The sequence below is a fragment of the Streptomyces longisporoflavus genome (assembly GCF_014649775.1).
GTDB lineage: Bacteria > Actinomycetota > Actinomycetes > Streptomycetales > Streptomycetaceae > Streptomyces > Streptomyces longisporoflavus.
On the sequence record NZ_BMTR01000003.1, the window covers coordinates 354,018 to 371,536 of the forward strand.

Annotated in this window: 12 protein-coding genes and 1 tRNA gene; 8 read left to right on the forward strand and 5 right to left on the reverse strand. The window is 71.0% G+C overall.

Going from position 1 to position 17,519, the window contains the following annotated elements; translation table 11 throughout:
- The first annotated feature begins 7 nt into the window (after positions 1 to 7).
- The 3 genes from IE226_RS08230 (at position 8) to IE226_RS08240 (ending at position 5,518) form a co-directional block, all read left to right on the forward strand.
- On the forward strand, positions 8 to 2,665 hold the full coding sequence (locus IE226_RS08230; RefSeq protein WP_190080366.1) for an alpha/beta fold hydrolase: 2,658 nt from the start codon (positions 8 to 10) through the stop codon (positions 2,663 to 2,665).
- Positions 2,662 to 3,609, forward strand: a complete 948-nt coding sequence (locus IE226_RS08235) for an ABC transporter permease (RefSeq protein ID WP_190080367.1) — start codon at positions 2,662 to 2,664, stop codon at positions 3,607 to 3,609. The genes IE226_RS08230 and IE226_RS08235 overlap by 4 nt, the downstream gene beginning before the upstream one ends.
- 226 nt (positions 3,610 to 3,835) lie before the next feature.
- Positions 3,836 to 5,518, forward strand: coding sequence for a vWA domain-containing protein (locus tag IE226_RS08240; RefSeq protein ID WP_190080368.1), 1,683 nt, complete (start codon positions 3,836 to 3,838; stop codon positions 5,516 to 5,518).
- 21 nt (positions 5,519 to 5,539) lie between these two features.
- Here the strand turns inward: IE226_RS08240 and IE226_RS08245 are convergent, their stop codons facing one another.
- The 3 genes from IE226_RS08245 to IE226_RS08255 all read right to left on the reverse strand — a co-directional run bounded on the left by IE226_RS08245 (position 5,540) and on the right by IE226_RS08255 (position 9,253).
- Entirely contained in the window at positions 5,540 to 7,276 is a 1,737-nt protein-coding gene (locus IE226_RS08245; RefSeq protein ID WP_190080369.1) for an arabinofuranosyltransferase AftB family protein, read from the reverse strand.
- A 248-nt stretch (positions 7,277 to 7,524) separates the two neighbouring features.
- Positions 7,525 to 8,751, reverse strand: a complete 1,227-nt coding sequence (locus IE226_RS08250) for an acyl-CoA dehydrogenase family protein (protein ID WP_190080558.1) — start codon at positions 8,749 to 8,751, stop codon at positions 7,525 to 7,527.
- Between the two features lie 31 nt (positions 8,752 to 8,782).
- Positions 8,783 to 9,253 carry an SCP2 sterol-binding domain-containing protein gene (locus IE226_RS08255; RefSeq protein ID WP_190080370.1) on the reverse strand — a complete coding sequence of 157 codons (471 nt, stop codon included), beginning with the start codon at positions 9,251 to 9,253 and terminating at the stop codon, positions 8,783 to 8,785.
- Positions 9,254 to 9,322: 69 nt separating this feature from the next.
- Here IE226_RS08255 and IE226_RS08260 point away from each other — a divergent pair, with 69 nt between their 5' ends.
- The 3 genes from IE226_RS08260 to IE226_RS08270 all read left to right on the forward strand — a co-directional run bounded on the left by IE226_RS08260 (position 9,323) and on the right by IE226_RS08270 (position 13,948).
- Complete coding sequence (locus IE226_RS08260; protein ID WP_190080371.1) at positions 9,323 to 10,000, forward strand: TetR/AcrR family transcriptional regulator; 678 nt, start codon at positions 9,323 to 9,325, stop codon at positions 9,998 to 10,000.
- 143 nt (positions 10,001 to 10,143) lie between these two features.
- Positions 10,144 to 12,066: an AMP-dependent synthetase/ligase gene (locus tag IE226_RS08265; protein ID WP_190080372.1), complete on the forward strand. Its 1,923-nt coding sequence runs from the start codon at positions 10,144 to 10,146 to the stop codon at positions 12,064 to 12,066.
- A gap of 10 nt (positions 12,067 to 12,076) precedes the next feature.
- Positions 12,077 to 13,948, forward strand: coding sequence for a GMC family oxidoreductase (locus IE226_RS08270; protein ID WP_190080373.1), 1,872 nt, complete (start codon positions 12,077 to 12,079; stop codon positions 13,946 to 13,948).
- Between the two features lie 230 nt (positions 13,949 to 14,178).
- Here the strand turns inward: IE226_RS08270 and IE226_RS08275 are convergent, their stop codons facing one another.
- Entirely contained in the window at positions 14,179 to 14,607 is a 429-nt protein-coding gene (locus tag IE226_RS08275; protein ID WP_190080374.1) for a VOC family protein, read from the reverse strand.
- A 234-nt stretch (positions 14,608 to 14,841) separates the two neighbouring features.
- Here IE226_RS08275 and IE226_RS08280 point away from each other — a divergent pair, with 234 nt between their 5' ends.
- Positions 14,842 to 15,408, forward strand: a complete 567-nt coding sequence (locus IE226_RS08280) for a hypothetical protein (RefSeq protein ID WP_190080375.1) — start codon at positions 14,842 to 14,844, stop codon at positions 15,406 to 15,408.
- Between the two features lie 72 nt (positions 15,409 to 15,480).
- On the opposite strand, the gene IE226_RS08285 is transcribed toward IE226_RS08280, so the two are convergent.
- Positions 15,481 to 15,553 (reverse strand) — tRNA-Arg (locus IE226_RS08285).
- A 268-nt stretch (positions 15,554 to 15,821) separates the two neighbouring features.
- On the opposite strand from IE226_RS08285, the gene IE226_RS08290 reads away from it, so the two are divergent.
- The gene (locus IE226_RS08290; protein ID WP_190080376.1) at positions 15,822 to 17,519 is read left to right on the forward strand and encodes a dynamin family protein; all 1,698 of its coding nucleotides are present in this window, start codon (positions 15,822 to 15,824) and stop codon (positions 17,517 to 17,519) included.

Below are 17,519 nucleotides of genomic sequence, written 5' to 3' on the forward strand. Positions count from 1 at the left end.
TTGACGCATGGATCTACGACTGCCGAAGCTGCCCAAGCGCAGACTGCCGGCCGCAGTGGCCGCCCTCGCGCTGCTCGCGGGCGCGGGCACCTGGACGGCGGCGGCGGCGTCGGACGACGGCCCCGCCGTGCACCGCCAGGACCGGATCATGCGGATGACCGGCGCGGGCGGCGCGAAGATCGACACCTCGTACTTCACCGCGGGCGACCCCTCGGTCAAGCGTCCCGCCGTCCTCATCGGCCACGGCTTCGGCGCCAGCAAGGACAAGCTGCGCGCCCAGGCGGAAGACCTGGCCGGACAGGGGTACGCGGTCCTGACCTGGTCCGCCCGCGGCTTCGGCAAGTCCACCGGCAAGATCGGGCTCAACGACCCGAAGGGCGAGGTCGCCGACGCGTCGCACCTGATCGACTGGCTCGCGAAGCGGCCCGAGGTGCAGCTGGACAAGAAGGGCGACCCCCGCGTCGGCATGACCGGAGCCTCGTACGGCGGCGCGATCTCCCTCCTCACCGCCGGTCACGACGACCGTGTGGACGCCATCGCCCCCCAGATCACGTACTGGAACCTCAGCGACGCCCTCTTCCCGAACGGCGTGTTCAAGAAGCTCTGGGCAGGCCTCTTCATCAACACCGGCGGCGGCTGCGAGCGCTTCGAGAAGCAGCTGTGTGAGATGTACAACCGCGTCGCGGTGAACGGAAAGCCCGACGAGGCGGCCCGCAAGCTGCTCACCGAGCGCAGCCCGCAGGCCGTCGGCGACCGCATCAAGGTGCCCGCCCTGCTGGTGCAGGGCCAGACCGACTCCCTCTTCCCGCTCGGCCAGGCCGACGCCACGGCCAAGGCGATCCGCGGCAACCACGCGCCCGTCTCCGTCGACTGGATCGCGGGCGGCCACGACGGAGGCAACGCGGAGACGAGCCGGATCGAGGGCCGCATCGGATCGTGGTTCGACCGCTACCTGAAGGACGACAAGAGCGCGGACACCGGCCCCGGCTTCCGGGTCACGCGCACCGGAGGCATGGACTCCACCAACGGCTCCGCGCAGCTGCGGGGCGCGAGCGGCGACCGGTACCCCGGCCTGGAGAGCGGGCTGCGGGACATCCCGCTCAGCGGACGGGAGCCGCAGCGCGTCGAGAACCCCGCGGGCGCGGCGCCGCCCGCCATCTCCGCGCTTCCGGGTGCGGGCGGCGGCGGGCTCGACCAGCTGTCCTCGCTGGGCGTCGGCGTCTCCCTCGACTTCCCCGGCCAGCACGCCGCGTTCCAGTCGGCGCCGGTCGGGGACGACCTGCGGATCACCGGGTCACCGAAGGTGCGGGTGCACGTCAAGTCCGACAGCGAGGACGCCGTGCTCTTCGGCAAGGTGTACGACGTGGGGCCCGGCGGCGGCCAGAAGGTGCTGCCCTCGCAGCTGGTCTCGCCGATCCGGGTGGAGGGCGCGAAGGCAGGCAAGGACGTCACCCTCACCCTGCCCGCCGTCGACCACGACCTGCAGAAGGGACACCGCCTGCGTCTCGTCCTCGCCTCGACGGACCTCGGCTATGCCTCTCCGGCGCAGCCCGCCACGTACACGGTGTCCGTGAAGAGCGACCTGAAGGTGCCCACGGCGCCCGGCGTGAAGACCGCGGCGACGCCGCTGCCCGCCTGGGTGTGGTGGCTCCCGGCGTCCGGAGCCGTGCTCGCGGTGCTCCTCCTGGTCACCGCGCGGCGGCGGACGGCGACGCCCGCGCCCGACCCGGACCTCGAAGAAGTGCCGCTGAGCATCACGGACTTGAGCAAGCGGTACGCCAAGTCCGTGGACCGGTACGCCGTGCGTGACCTCTCCTTCAGCGTCGAGAAGGGCCAGGTGCTCGGCCTCCTGGGCCCGAACGGCGCGGGCAAGACGACGACCCTGCGCATGCTCATGGGCCTCATCAAGCCCGACGCGGGCGAGATCCGCGTCTTCGGCCAGGCGATCAGGCCGGGCGCCCCGGTGCTCTCCCGGGTGGGCGCGTTCGTCGAGGGAGCGGGCTTCCTGCCGCACCTCTCCGGGCGCGAGAACCTGGAGCTGTACTGGAAGGCCACCGGGCGCCCCGCCGAAGACGCCCGCATGGACGAGGCGTTGGAGATCGCCGGGCTCGGCGACGCGCTCGCCCGCGCGGTGCGGACGTACTCACAGGGCATGCGGCAGCGACTCGCGATCGCCCAGGCCATGCTCGGCATGCCGGACCTGCTGATCCTCGACGAACCGACGAACGGCCTCGACCCGCCACAGATCCGCGAGATGCGCGAGGTGATGATCCGGTACGCGCGGGGCGGACGCACGGTCATCGTCTCCAGCCATCTCCTCGCCGAGGTCGAGCAGTCCTGCACGCACCTGGTGGTCATGGACCGCGGACGGCTCATCCAGGCGGGCCCGGTCGCCGAGATCGTCGGCTCCGGCGACACGCTCCTGGTGGGGCTCGCGGACGACGTCTCCGAGCCGATGGTGGACAAGGTCGCCGCGCTGCCCGGCGTCGCGTCGGCGGTCCGCGCGGACGGCGGCCTCCTCGTACGCCTCGACGGCACGGAGGCGGGCAGCGCCGCACGGCTGCTGCCCGAACTGGTGCGCCTGGAGCTGCCCGTGGAGTCCATGGGCCCGCACCGCCGCCTCGAAGACGCGTTCCTGACCCTGATCGACGGAGGCAACGCATGAGCGCCACAGCCACTGAGCCGGGCGGGGTGCCCGGCAGGGATCCGGGCGGGGTGTCCGGCGGAGATCCGGGTGGGGTGCCGAACAAGCGGCCGGGCACGGAGCGCGTCACGGCCCCCGGCTACCGCCCCGGCCGTACGCTCCCGCTGCGCGTCGAGGCGGTCCGCCAGCTGAAGCGGCGCCGCACGCTCGTGATGGGCGGGGTGATGGGCCTGCTGCCCTTCGTCCTGCTCATCGCGTTCGCCGTCGCCGGTTCGCCGGAGTCCCGCAGCGGCCGGGTGACGCTGATGGACACGGCCACGGCGTCCGGCGCGAACTTCGCGGCCACGTGTCTGTTCGTGTCGGCGGGCTTCCTGCTCGTCATCCCCGTCGCGCTGTTCTGCGGGGACACGGTCGCCTCCGAGGCGAGCTGGTCGTCCCTGCGCTATCTTCTCGCGGCGCCGGTGCCGCGGGCCCGCCTGCTGTGGTCGAAGCTGGCGGTGGCGCTCGGGCTCAGCGCTGCGGCGATGGTGCTGCTGCCGCTGGTCGGCCTGGTGGTGGGGTCGATGGCGTACGGCTGGGGGCCGCTGCACATTCCCACCGGCGGCGTCATGCCCGCGGGCACCGCGGCGCAGCGTCTCGTCATCGTGGTGGCGTACATCTTCGTCTCCCAACTGGTGACGGCCGCGCTCGCGTTCTGGCTCTCGACGAAGACGGACGCGCCGCTCGGCGCGGTCGGCGGCGCGGTGGGCCTGACCATCGTCGGCAACGTGCTGGACGCCGTGACGGCACTGGGCAGCTGGCGCGACTTCCTGCCGGCGCACTGGCAGTTCGCCTGGGCGGACGCCATCCAGCCCCGCATGGAATGGGGCGGCATGATCCAGGGCTCGGCGGTCTCGGTGACGTACGCACTGGTGCTGTTTGCTCTGGCGTTCAGGGGGTTTGCGCGGAAGGACGTGGTGTCGTAGGGGGTTCAGTCCTCAACCTTCGGCCGGGCTGGGTGATCCCAGCCCGGCCGAAGGTATGTCAGCCCGTCCGGCGTTTGAGGACGAACTCGGCGAAGCCGGTGAAAACCCCCGCCCAAGGCCCAGGGGCCCGTACCCGCATTGAGACTCTTCCGCAACGGTTTCGAGCGAGCGTTCGCGGTGCCCCGCGCGTCACAGTCATGTGAACCGACGACGCGAGGGGGCCAGGATGCGGACCTGGAAAATACGGCGGGGGCTGCTCGCCGGAGCCGTGGCCGGTGGGCTGCTGCTCACCGGATGCAGTGGTGGCGGCAACACGGACCGGGCTGTCGACAACAGCGGGAAGGACCGCCGCGGCACCGCCCCGCTGCCCGCGCCGGGCCCCGCCTCGCCCGGCACCGGCGACGCCGCCACCCCTGACGGGCAACAGGAAGGCAGGGAACGCGACTTCGCCCCGCCCCCCGACTACCTCTCCACGTTCGCCCTCGACGTGGACACCGCGTCGTACGGCTTCGCCCGCCGCACCCTCGCCGAAGGCCGTCTGCCGGACCCGGCGACCGTACGCCCCGAGGAGTTCGTCAACAGCTTCCGCCAGGACTACCCGCGCCCCGACGGCGACGGCTTCTCGGTGAACGTGGACGGCGCCCGCACCGACGAGGACGGCTGGTCCCTGCTGCGGGTGGGGCTCGCGACCCGCGCGGAGGGCTCGGACCGCGAACGCCCGCCCGCGGCCCTCACCTTCGTGATCGACGTCTCCGGCTCGATGGCGGAGCCCGGCCGCCTCGACCTGGTCAAGGAGTCGCTCGGGATCATGACCGACAAGCTGCGCGACGACGACTCCGTCGCGCTCGTCACCTTCAGCGACAGCGCGGAGAAGGTGCTGCCCATGACCCGCCTCGGAGGCCACCGGGGCAAGGTGCACTCGGCCGTCGAAGCGATGGAGCCGACCCAGTCCACCAACCTCGAAGCAGGCATCCGTACGGGGTACGACACCGCGGTGGGCGACCGGCGCGACGGGGCCACCAACCGTGTCGTGCTCCTCTCCGACGCCCTTGCCAACACCGGCGAGACCAGCGCCGACGGCATCCTGGAGCGCATCTCCGACGCCCGCCGCGAGCACGGCATCACCCTCTTCGGGGTGGGCGTCGGCAGCGACTACGGGGACGCGCTGATGGAGCGGCTGGCCGACAAGGGCGACGGCCACACCACGTACGTGTCCGACATCGAGGAGGCCCGCGAGGTCTTCTGCGAGCAACTCCCCGCCCACATCGAACTGCGCGCCCGCGACGCGAAGGCGCAGGTCGCCTTCGACCCGGAGACCGTCAAGCAGTTCCGGCTCATCGGCTACGACAACCGCGCGGTCGCCGACGACGACTTCCGCGACGACAGCGTGGACGGCGGCGAGGTCGGTCCCGGACACACCGTGACCGCGCTGTATGCCGTACGGATGAAGCCCGCCACGAGCGGGCATGTGGCGACGGCGAGCGTCCGCTGGCTCGACCCCGACAGCCGCGTCCCGCACGAGGAGTCGAACGAGATCGAGTCGGGTGACCTGGAGGACGGCCTGCCGGACGCCGACCGCGGTCTGCGCACCGCGGCGGTGGCCGCGTACTTCGCGGACGCGCTGCGGCAGGGGCCCTACGGCACCGCTTCGGGGCCCGAGCCGATGTCTTCCGACACATCCGGCGACACCTCCGGCGACAGCTCCACCGCTTCCCCGGTCCGCCGGTTTCTCCCCGGCGCCCCGACGCTGGCCGAACTGGCACAAGAGGCCGAGGTTCTGTCTTCGGCCGGGGACGGCGACAAGGCCCTGAGCGACCTCGCGACAGCAGTCCGCCAGGCGGACCGTCTCAGCGGCGGATACGAGGGGGACGGGGCCGGGGGAGAGGAGGAGGGCGAGCTGAAGGGCTGACAGACCCCCGCTCCCCGAGCGCTAGTCGCCGCAGAGCTGCCGTTCGGCCAGCACCGGGTCATTGGGGAAGCGGAACGTCGTCCGCTCCCACGCCCCGGCGGCATTGCGCAGGAACCGCTTCGGGGTCAACGGGTCCCGCGTCGCCGCCCGCAGCTCGGCCAGCGCCCCGCAGTCGAGCGCACGCCGGGCGGCGGCGACCCCCGCCGGGTCAAGGCCCTCGGGGAGAGGGCCGTGGCCGCGGTCGGCGAAGATCCACGTATCGGGGAGCCGCTTGTCGTGGCCCACCCGGCTGCCCTCGATGCGCTCGGAGTGGGCGGCAAGGGGGTAGGCGAGACCGATCGGGTCGAGGGCGACGCCGCTGAGGGGGACCACCGTGCCGCTGAAGCCGAGGGTGTTGTAGACGCCGGTGACCGTGGGGGAGTTGGTGCCGGCCGGCGTCCTGGCCAGGAAGAGGGTAGGCGTGCCCTCGCGGTCGGCTTCGCGTACGAGACGTGCGTAGTCGACGTTGCTCGGATAACCCGCGAAATCGTGGTGGAGGGGGTGCGGGGCCGCGTTCTGCCGGACGTACACACCGCGCTCGTCCGCGACGCCGCCTGGCCCGATCCGCCCCTCGTACGGAATCCGCAGCCAGCTCGCGCAGGCGACGGCCCAGATGCCGATGCCCACCGCGGCGATGGTCCACGCGCGCGTGAGGGGCACGAGGAAGACCGGCAGGAGCATGAGCAGGAGCCCCGGCAGGAACATCCGGCCGTGCATGAAGTCGCCGCCCACCTTGATCACGTAGGCCCAGCAGAGAAGCCCGGCGACGACGGGCGCGAGCGCGGGGATCAGCGGGGGCGCGTCCCGCCGGTCCATCGATGCCGCCGATGCAGCCGATGCAGCCGATGCAGCCGATGCCGCCGACGGCAGCAGGGCCGCGAGCAGGAACAGCGCGGGCACCCACAGCAGATAGGGCTCCCCGAAGTCCGCGAGGTAGCCGAAGCCGCGCCGCCACAGACTCTCCGAGGCCTCCTTGGTCACGCCGGGCAGCGGCATCAGCTGCCCGTAGTACCCGACCCGGAAGATCTCGTACGCGACCGGCAGCGCGAGGGCCGCTCCGAGTCCGCCGAAGGTGGCCCGCCGCGAGGGATGGACCGCCAGCCACTGCGCTACGAGGAAGACGGCGGTCACGAGCGCCAGGTCGGGACGTACGAGGGGGCCGAGCCCGATGATCACGCAGGTGACGAGTGAGCGCGCCCGCGTGACGAGCAGCAGCCAGGCCCCCGCGATCCAGCAGGTCGCGAGGCCGGTCTCCAGACCGGAGGTGGCGAAGTCCCAGACCGGCGGCAGAGCGAGCAGGACGAGACAGCCCAGGGGCAGTACGGCCTTGTCCGCGTAAAGCCGCAGCGCCCCGAGCGAGGCCAGCGCGAACCCGGCGGCGGTCAGCAGCAGCCCGCCGTACATCGCCGCCCGCGCGATGTCGATCCCCGGCAGCCCCGCGAGCACGAGGAGCCACTGCCAGAGGGTGCCGGTGGAGGACTCGGCGCGTTCGCCCGCGTTGAAGACGGGGCCGTTGCCCGCCAGGATCTGGCGGACCGTGCGGACGTAGATGTGCCCGTCGTCGGACATCCAGCGCCGCTGGAACCCGGCGAACACGATGACGCAGGCAGGCAGCAGACAGAGGACACAACGCCGGAGGACTCCCGCGGCGTCGCGTCGGCTGTTCATCAGCCCGAGGACGGCGTCGGGCTCGCGGAGGAAGGGTTGCGTCGACGTCATGCTTCTTTTGTCGGCGCAGGTCAGGTGTGGCTTGAGGGGTTTTCGGTCTGTTTGGTGGGGTTTGGGGGTACGGCTGGGTGCGCAACACCGCCGGTGGGCTGCCCGCTCTGCCTGCGGCTGCTCCGGCGGGTCTGCCGCTCTGCCTGCGGCTGCTCCGGCGGACCTGCCGCTCTGCCTCCGGCGGGTCTGCCTCTGGCTGCTCCGGCCGCTCCGGCGAATCTGCCGCTCTGCCGCTCTGTCTCCTCGCCCTACCGAATCTGCCGCCCCGAGATCGCGCGGGCGATCACGAGTCGCTGGATCTCGCTGGTCCCCTCGAAGATCGTGTAGATCTTCGCGTCCCGGTACATCCGCTCCACCGGGTGCTCCCTGCTGTACCCCGCGCCCCCGAGCACCTGCACGGCCTTCTCGGTCGCCGAAACGGCCAGCTCGCCGGCGCGCAGTTTGGACATGGAGCCCTGCCCCGCGTCGAACGCCTTGTCGTTGCGTGCCATCCACGACGCCTGCCAGATCAGCAGCCGTACCGCCTCGATCTCGGTCCGCAGATCGGCGAGCGCGAAGGCGATGGACTGGTTCTCGATGATCGGCCTGCCGAAGGCCTCCCGGGAGCCCGCGTAGTCGAGCGCGTACTCGTACGCGGCCCGCGCGATGCCGAGCGCCTGCGCTCCCACCGTCGGCCGGCTCACCTCGAAGGTGGCCATGGCGGCCTGGCCGCGGCCACCGGAACCCGCCTTGCCGCCTTCGCGGGCCCGCGCGAGCCGGGCGTCGAGACGCTCCTTGCCGCCGAGCAGACAGTGCCCCGGCACACGTACGTCGTCCAGGAACACATCCGCGGTGTGCGAGGCCCGCAGCCCCAGCTTCTTGATCTTCTTGGCGCCTTCGAGCCCCTGCGTACCGGGCGGCACGATGAACGCCGCCTGACCGCGCGAGCCGAGGGCCGGATCGACGGACGCGACCACCACATGGACGTTCGCGATGCCGCCGTTCGTGATCCACGCCTTCTGGCCCGACAGCTTCCACTCGTCCCGCGCCTCGTCGTACGTCGCACGCGTCCGCATCGCCGACACGTCCGAGCCCGCGTCGGGCTCCGAGACGCAGAACGCCGCGACCTTAGGGTCGTCCTCGTCGCCGAAGCACTGCGGTACCCACTCGGCGAGCTGGTCGGGCGTGCCCGCGGAGAAGATGCCGGCCACCGCGAGCGACGTGCCGAACAGGGCCATTCCGATGCCCGCGTCGCCCCAGAACAGCTCCTCGTTGGCGATCTGCAGCGAGAGCCCGCTGGGGTCGCCGAACAGATCGGCCAGGGACTCGAACCCGTACAGGCCGATCTTGGCGGCCTCCTGGATGACGGGCCAGGGCGTCTCCTCGCGCTCGTCCCACTCGGCGGCGGCGGGCCGCACCACGTCGGCGGCGAAGCCGTGCACCCAGCCGCGCAGGTCCCGCTGTTCCTCGGTCAGTTCGAGCGAGAAGGCCATGATGAGTTCCTTTCGGGAGTCCGGTGCCGGGGGGTCAGGCCTTCGGGATGTCGAAGTAGCGGGTGAGGCCCGCGGCGAGCGCCACATCGCCCGCGATCTTGAGCTTGCGCATCATGAACATCGTCACGGGGTTGGCGTTGCCGGAGACCAGTTTGAGGAACTCGGCGTCGGCCATGACGAGCGTCACGCGCGGCTCGGCGTCCGAGCGCCCCTCGCGCACGACACAGGTGCCCTCCGAGATGTCGGTCTCGTAGACCGCCTCGTCAATCCCCGTGATCTTCCAGCGGATCAGGGCCTTGAGCGTGCCCGCCGCCTCCGGCTTGAACTGCCGGCCCATCCGTCCGAACACTTCCTGGAGCACGCGGGTGCGCAGCTCCGCGTCCTGCGCGATCTCGGTGATCTCCTTGCCGGACAAGCCCTTCACGATCTTCGCGAACTCCTCCGGGGTGACGCTCGCGAAGTCAAGCCCGGCCACACCCTCGGCCCCGCCGACACCGTCCGCCATGGCAATCTCCTTACCGAGTAGTAAACTTACTAGAGGGTAAGGTAGCCCCGAGTCTGGGAGGCTGCAAGGGTGACGGTCAACGGGAGAACTGAGGGACGGCGGAAGCGCGTTCCGCGCCAGGAGCGCGAGCAGCAGATCATCGATGTGGCGGTGACGGTCTTCGCCAAGCGCGGCTATCACGCCGCGTCCGTGGACGAGATCGCCGAACTGGCCGGCATCTCGAAACCGATGGTCTATCTCTACCTCGACTCGAAGGAGGGCCTCTTTCTCGCCTGCCTGCGACGTGAGGCCGACCGGCTGGTGGCCGCGTTCCAGAGCGCCGCGAAGGCGGGCGGCGGCGCGCCCGAACTGCGCCTGCACGCGGGCCTCTCGGCGTTCTTCGCCTTCGTCGCCGAGCATCGCGACAGCTGGATCGTCCTGCACCGCCAGGCGTCGGAGCTGAGCGAGGCGATCGCGTCCGCCGTCGCCGACGCGCGGCGCGCGGTGATGGCGGAGGTCGCGGGCCTTGTCTGGGACGGCATCGCGGAGAGCGACGGCGGCGCGCGACTCGACGACGAGGACGCCGATTTCGTCGCACACGCGCTGGTCGGCGCGGCGGACTCGCTCACCGACTGGATGGGCGGCCACCCCGGCCAGTCGCCGGAAGGCGTCACGCTGCGGCTCATGAACATGGTGTGGGTGGGGATGGGCCGGGTGCTCGAAGGTGAGGTGTGGGTTCCGGCTGCGCCTCCTTCGCGGGAGGGGTAGGGGCTTCTGTCCCGAAGTGATGATCGCCCGCTGATTTCTTCGCTGCACGCCCCATTGAACTTTCCCTACGCTTGAGTAAGTTGACCTCCCAGTAAGTACGCATGCACCGCTGGTAGTTCATGAGTGGGGAGCCGGGAAGCGTCATGGGCGTACGCAAGGATCTGAAACGGGCGCAACGCCACAGCGAGCTGGCGGAACGGGCCGCGGTGGAGCTCGTCCGGGACGAGCACGGCGTCGTACGCGAGGCCCGTACCGCCCGGCTCGCGGCGAAGGCGACGACGGGCAGCACCGCCGACATCCCCTTCACCAACGCCGCGGAGGCGCCCGACGCGGTGGTCATGCGCCGCAAGCAGGGCGACCGGTGGCGGCCGGTCACCGCGGCGGCCTTCGCGAGTGAGGTCACGGCCACGGCCAAGGGGCTGATAGCCGCCGGCCTCAAGCCCGGCGGCCGGGTCGCGCTGATGTCCCGTACGCGGTACGAGTGGGCCGTACTGGACTTCGCGATCTGGTCGGCGGGCGGGCAGACCGTGCCGGTGTACGCCACATCGGCGGCGGACCAGATCGAGTGGATCGTGCGGGACTCCGGCGCGACGCTGCTGATCGCCGAGACGGCGGAGAACGTCGCGACGGCCGGCGCGGGGGTCGCGGACCTCGCCGAGCCGCCGCGGGTGCTGTGCGTCGACGACGGCGCACTGGCCGAACTCACGGCGCTGGGGCGGGAACTGTCCGACGAGGAGGTGACCAAGCGGAGGTCCGCCCTCACCCCGGACTCCATCGCCACCATCTGCTACACGTCGGGCACGACCGGCAAGCCCAAGGGCTGCGTACTGACCCACGGCAATCTGCACGCAGAGGCCGCGAACACGGTCGACCTGCTGCACCCCATCTTCAAGGAGATCACGGGCCAGGTCGCCTCCACGCTCCTCTTCCTGCCGCTCGCCCACATCCTGGGCCGCACCATCCAGATCGCCTGCATGCTCGCCCGCATCGAGCTCGGCCACTGCCCGAGCATCAAACCGGACGAGCTGCGTCCGGAACTGCGTTCGTTCAGGCCGACGTTCGTCGTCGGCGTCCCGTACCTCTTCGAGAAGATCCACGACACGGGGCGCGCGACCGCGGAGAAGATCGGGCGCGGCGCGTCCTTCGACCGGGCCGAGAAGATCGCGGTGCGGTTCGGGGAGGCGTACCTGGACAAGTTCCTCGGGAAGCGCGGCCCCGGCCCCTCCCTCGGGCTCTATCTGGGCTGGGGGCTCTACGAACTGCTCGTCTACCGCCGCATACGCAAGGAGGTCGGCGGCAGGCTGCGGTACGCGATCAGCGGCGGCTCGCCCCTCGACCGGCGCCTCAACCTCTTCTTCTACGCCGCCGGAATCGTCATCTACGAGGGCTACGGCCTGACGGAGACCACGGCCGCCGCGACGATCACGCCGCCGCTGAAACCCCGCCCCGGCACGGTGGGTCTTCCGGTGCCGGGCACCGCCGTACGCATCGCCGACGACGGGGAGGTGCTGATCAAGGGCGGCATCGTCTTCGGCTCGTACTGGAACAACCCGGAGGCGACGGACGCCGTGCTGCGGGACGAGTGGTTCGCCACCGGTGACCTGGGGGCGCTCGACGAGGACGGCTATCTCACGATCACCGGGCGCAAGAAGGACATCCTCGTCACGTCCGGGGGCAAGAACGTCTCCCCGGCGGTCCTGGAGGACCGGCTGCGCAGCCGGGCGCCGGTCGGCCAGTGCATCGTCGTCGGCGACAACCGTTCGTACGTCGCCGCGCTCATCACCCTGGACCCGGAGGCCGTCGAGCACTGGCTGGCCGTGCGCAAACGCCCGAAGACCACCCCGCTCGCGGAACTGTGCCGGGACCCGAAGATGATCGCGGAGGTGCAGAAGGCGGTGGACTACGCCAACGAGGCGGTTTCGCGGGCCGAGTCGATCCGCAAGTTCTCCCTGGTGGAGGGCGAGTTCACCGAGGACAACGGCCTGCTCACACCGTCCCTGAAGATCAAGCGGCATGCGGTGACGGCGGCGTACGAGGCCGAGATCGAGGCGCTCTACGGTGGGTGAGGGCTTTACGGTGAGCGAGGGGACGCGGCCAGCGGGCGGGGCGGAGTCTGCTCAGGAGACGCACGACTACGACGTACTGGTGGTCGGTTCAGGCTTCGGCGGTTCGGTGGCGGCCCTGCGCCTGACCGAGAAGGGTTATCGCGTCGGCGTACTGGAGGCGGGGCGTCGCTTCACCCGTGAGGCGCTGCCCCGGCACTCCCGGGATCTGCGCAACTACATCTGGGCACCGGCCATCGGCCTCTACGGCATTCAGCGCATCCATCTCCTTCGCAATGTCATGGTCCTTGCGGGCGCAGGGGTGGGCGGCGGCTCGCTGAACTACGCGAACACCCTCTACGTACCGCCGCGGGCCTTCTTCCAGGACAAGCAGTGGGCGGGCATCACGGACTGGCGGGCGGAACTCGCCCCGTACTACGACCAGGCCCGGCGCATGCTCGGCGTACGCCAGAACCCGACCACGACCGAGGCGGACGAGCATCTGCGGGCGGCGGCGGACCGGATGGGTGTGGCGGACACCTTCCGGCTGACGCCCGTGGGGGTGTTCTTCGGCGACGGGAGGGACGCGGGTGGGTGCGGGGGCGGCGGTGACGAGTGTGGGGGCGGTGACGGGCGTGCAAGCGGTGGCGGTGAGGAACGTGCAACCGGTGGCGGTACCGGCGGCGCCACCGGTTCCATCCCTGCAACGGGCGGCGTACGCCCGGAAGTTCCCGACCCGTACTTCGGCGGCACCGGCCCCGCGCGAACTCCCTGCACCGAGTGCGGCTCGTGCATGACGGGCTGCAAGGTGGGCGCCAAGAACTCACTCACCGAGAACTACCTGTACCTGGCCGAGCGGGCGGGCGCGGAGATCCGCGCGATGACGACCGTGGTGTCGGTGCGCGAGGTCGCCGGCGGCCACGAGGTGGTGACCGTACCCACCGACAAGCGCCGCAGGGGCCGCCGCACCGTCCTGCGGGCCCGCCACGTGGTGCTCGCGGCGGGCACGTACGGCACCCAGACGCTCCTGCACCGCATGAAGGAGGACGGAGTCCTTCCGCACATCTCCTCCCGTCTCGGCAGACTCACCCGCACCAACTCCGAGGCGCTGGTGGGCGCGGTGACCTTCCCGCGCCGCTACCGCAAGAAGCACGGCGACGGCCGCCCTCTGGACTTCACCCGGGGCGTAGCGATCACCTCCTCCATCCACCCGAACCCGACCACCCACATCGAGAACGTCCGCTACGGCAAGGGCTCCAACCTGATGGCGCTGATCTGCGTCCCGCAGTACCGCCGGAACCTCCCCAAACCGCTGGCCGCCGTACTCGCCTTCGCCACCCACCCCGTACTCGTGGCCCGGGTCGCGTCGACGCACCGCTGGTCGGAGCGCACGATCATCGGCCTGGTCATGCAGACCCACGACAATTCCCTCACCACCCGCCTGGGACGCCGCCGCCTGCTGACGGCGGAACAGGGGCACGGTGCGCCCAACCCCGTGCACATCGCGGAGGGCTGGGAGGCGGCGGGCCTGGTGGCCGAGCGCATCAACGGCTTCGCCGGCACGAATCTGGGCGAACTCCTCAACAGGCCGCTGACGGCACACTTCCTGGGCGGCTGCCCGATAGGCGCTTCGCCGGAAACGGGAGTGATAGACCCCTACCACCGCCTGTACGGGCACCCCGGCATCTCGGTGGTGGACGGCTCGGCGATCTCGGCGAACCCGGGCGTGAACCCGTCCCTCACGATCACGGCCCAGGCGGAACGGGCGATGGCGCACTGGCCCAACAAGAACGCCCCGGACGCCCGTCCACCGCAGTCCACGCCCTACACCCGCGTACCGGCCGTCGCGCCCCGCGGGCCGGTGGTGCCGAAGGGCGCATACGGGGAACTGCGCCTACCGGAGTAAGCCCCCGCGTCCTGGCGGTCGCCGCATGACGTAGAGGAAATGCGTCGCTCCCTTCCGTTCCGCACCCGGCTACGGGAGGAGGCTGGAGGGCAGGGCGTACCGCCCGCGCTGAGCTCCCCTCCACGGCCGGTACTGCCCGCCCATGGGCGTCGACTCCGCGGGAATGAGTCGGCGCCCGTGGAGCGGTCCGGGCGCGGGGCCGGAGCGTGGGGCCGGAGCGTGGGGTCCCGTCAATCGACACAGAACTCATTGCCCTCGATGTCCAGCATCGGGATGCATGAGTCCTCGCCGTCGTACAGCGTGCGCAAGTGGACCGCGCCGAGCGGGATCAGCCGCGCGCATTCGGCCTCGAGCGCGGCGAGACGCTCTTCGCCCACGAGCCCGGTGCCGACGCGCACGTCCAGGTGCACGCGGTTCTTGGCGGACTTCCCTTCGGGGACGCGCTGGAAGTACAGCCGCGGCCCCACGCCCGAGGGGTCGCTGCAGGAGAACGACGAGTCCCGCTCCTCGGCGGGCTGCGAGAGCTTGAACTCGTCCCAGGTGGCAAACCCCTCCGGCGGCGGAGGCACGACATAGCCCAGCACCTCGCACCAGAAGCGTGCGAGACGTTCGGGTTCCGCGCAGTCGAAGGTGACTTGAAACTTCTTGGTCGTCGTCATCGCGCCACCGTATTCGCCGGCCGCCGAACCCCATGTCGGAGGGGGTTTCACGACGTGGCCACTGTCATGTCACGAACGTGTCTTGAGAACGATCAAGAAGCAACCGAGGCAACCACGCCGGACATCTGCGAGGACAGAAACCCACACGGACGACCACACGGACGACCACGCGGAGGAACAGCCCCCACCGCATTCGCCCGCCGGCCCCACGCACACACAGAGGACAGACACGCCATGCGCACTCGGAAGATCTCGGTACTGACCATGACCGCAGTGGCCCTCGGCCTGGCGCTGACGGCATGCAACAACGACGGTGCCGACAACGCGTCCCCTTCCGAGACCTCCGCCAACTCATCGGCGGCGACGACAGCCGAGAGCACCCCGAAGCCCGACGCCTCCACCAAGAGCGCCAAGCCGGCAGGCACCCCCGCAAAGCCGGACACGAAGTGCACGGACCAGGTCGACTACGCGGGCGACTCCCGCTCGAACGCCGAGATCAACTCGATCGGCGCGGACACGGGCACCTGCCCGCCGGTCCAGAAGTCCCCCTCCGACACGAAGTGCACGGACCAACTGGACTACGCGGGCGACCCGCGCTCGAACGCCGAGATCAACTCCATCGGCGCGGACACGGGCACCTGCCCGCCGGTCAAGAACTCCGACGCGGCGTCGGGCACGCCGAAGGACCCCGACACGAAGTGCACGGACCAGGTCGACTACGCGGGCGACTCCCGCTCGAACGCCGAGATCAACTCGATCGGCGAGGACACGGGCACGTGCCCTCCGGTCAAGCAGAAGTAGACCGCTGCCCGTCCTCGGCCATCCGGCCATGAAAGAGCCCCTCACGCGCTACCGCAGGTGAGAGGCCGCTAGCGCCCCCGGCAGGACTCGAACCTGCGGCCAAGCGCTTAGAAGGCGCCTGCTCTATCCACTGAGCTACGGGGGCCGGATGGTGGCCGGTGGCCTGGAGCCCGGGTGGGTCGAGCCGTGACCTTGCCGGGGACAAGGATAGGGCTCCCGGGTCCTTGTCCCTGGCGCTTCGCCTCCGAGGCGCTATGTGGAGGTTCAGTGAAGCGGTCCTGATAATCGCAGGCAGGTGCGAATCCCGCATCGCTTTTGGCGCCTCACGCCTCGGGTGTTGTGCACTCGTTATGCCTGCGCCCCAGTCGCCCCTTCCGCCCCAAGTGTCCGATCGGCGCGCAGGCGGTGCCCATATGCTTCAGAATGCCGTCAAAATTGGGCATTCTTCACATGTGGTGACCTTGGACGTACGGCCTCAACTGCTCGACGCACTCTCCGCCCTGCGCGAGCGTGTCGCCGCCGCACGCTTTCCGCTCCCTCTGGTGGGGGCGCCACGCGCGCGTGCCAACCGGGACGAGCTCCTTGCCCAGCTCGACGACTATTTGGTGCCCCGCCTGCAGGCACCCGAAGCGCCGCTGCTCGCCGTGATCGGGGGTTCCACCGGGGCGGGCAAGTCGACCCTGGTGAACTCCCTCGTGGGGCGGCGGGTCAGTGAGGCGGGAGTGCTGCGCCCGACGACCCGGACCCCGGTCCTCGTATGCCATCCGGAGGACCATCACTGGTTCGCCGACATGCGCGTACTGCCCGACCTCACGCGCGTGTGGGTGCCCCGTCCGGAGCCTTCCGGCCAGGACGGCGAGGGGGAGGACGGGCACGACGACCGCAGCGACGACCTGCTGCCGATCGAGCCCGGCGGCGAACGCGCGCTGCGCATCGAGACCTCGGAGACCCTGCCCCGGGGGCTCGCGCTCCTGGACGCCCCCGACGTCGACTCCCTCATCTCCGACAACCGCAACCTCGCCGCCGAGCTGATCTCCGCCGCCGACATCTGGGTCATGGTGACCACGGCCTCCCGGTACGCGGACGCCGTGCCCTGGCATCTGCTGCGTACCGCCAAGGAGTACGACGCCACCCTCGTCACGGTCCTCGACCGGGTGCCGCACCAGCTGGTGGCCGAGGTGTCGCGGCAGTACGGAGCGCTGCTCGCCAAGGCGGGCCTGGGCGACGTGCCGCGCTTCACCGTGCCCGAGCTGCCCGAGTCCGCGGGCGGCGGCGGGCTGCTCCCGTCCACCGCCGTCGCGCCGCTGCGGACCTGGCTGACCCACCGGTCCCAGGACCCGGCGGCCCGTGCGCAGGCCATCGCGCAGACGGCGTACGGCGTCATCCAGTCCCTCAACGTGCGCGTCCCGGAACTCGCGGGCGCCGTCGCCATGCAGTACGCGGCCGCGCTGCGGCTGACCTCCGCAGTGGACGAGGCCTATGGACACGAGCACGCGCGCGTGCGGGAGCGTTTGCAGGCCGGAGCCGTCCTCGCGGGCGACGCGCTGAAGCGGTGGCGCAGCTACCCGCTGGACTGCGGCGCCGGCGAGCTCCTCGACGCCGTCGCGGAAAGCCTGGAGGCGCTGCTGCTGTGCGCGGTCACCGCCGCCGACGAGCGGATCGACGAGGCGTGGCGGCGTGAGCCCGCCGCCGCGGCCCCCGGCCTCGGTGACCGCGACCGGGACGCGGAGAGCGCCGAGCACCGTATCGGCATGGCGGTACGGCGCTGGCGGCGCGTCCTCGAGGAGTACGCCGAGGACGAAGTACGCGGACTCGAAGGCGTCGAGAAGAACTTCCTGCCCGACCCCGAGGTGGTGGCCGCCCTGCTCGCCACCGCCCTGCTCGGCGGGGGCCGTGGCCGTTCGGCGGGCGAGACGCTCGCCGAACGGATCGGCGCCCAAGGAGCGCTCCGGCTGCGGGACAGGGGCGGACGCCTGCTCAGCACCTACCTGGACAACGTCCTGGGCGCGGAGCGCGAGCGGCGCCTCGCCCCCCTCGACGCCCTGGACGTGAACCCCGAACCACAGGCCGACCTGATCGCCGCGCTGTCCGTACTGCAGAAGGAGAGGTGA

Coding starts and splice junctions, on each gene's coding strand:
- IE226_RS08230 (WP_190080366.1), top strand. CDS start 8: ATGGATCTACGACTGCCGAAGCTGCCCAAGCGCAGACTGCCGGCCGCA.
- IE226_RS08235 (WP_190080367.1), top strand. CDS start 2,662: ATGAGCGCCACAGCCACTGAGCCGGGCGGGGTGCCCGGCAGGGATCCG.
- IE226_RS08240 (WP_190080368.1), top strand. CDS start 3,836: ATGCGGACCTGGAAAATACGGCGGGGGCTGCTCGCCGGAGCCGTGGCC.
- IE226_RS08245 (WP_190080369.1), bottom strand. CDS start 7,276: ATGACGTCGACGCAACCCTTCCTCCGCGAGCCCGACGCCGTCCTCGGG.
- IE226_RS08255 (WP_190080370.1), bottom strand. CDS start 9,253: ATGGCGGACGGTGTCGGCGGGGCCGAGGGTGTGGCCGGGCTTGACTTC.
- IE226_RS08265 (WP_190080372.1), top strand. CDS start 10,144: ATGGGCGTACGCAAGGATCTGAAACGGGCGCAACGCCACAGCGAGCTG.
- IE226_RS08275 (WP_190080374.1), bottom strand. CDS start 14,607: ATGACGACGACCAAGAAGTTTCAAGTCACCTTCGACTGCGCGGAACCC.
- IE226_RS08280 (WP_190080375.1), top strand. CDS start 14,842: ATGCGCACTCGGAAGATCTCGGTACTGACCATGACCGCAGTGGCCCTC.
- IE226_RS08290 (WP_190080376.1), top strand. CDS start 15,822: ATGCTTCAGAATGCCGTCAAAATTGGGCATTCTTCACATGTGGTGACC.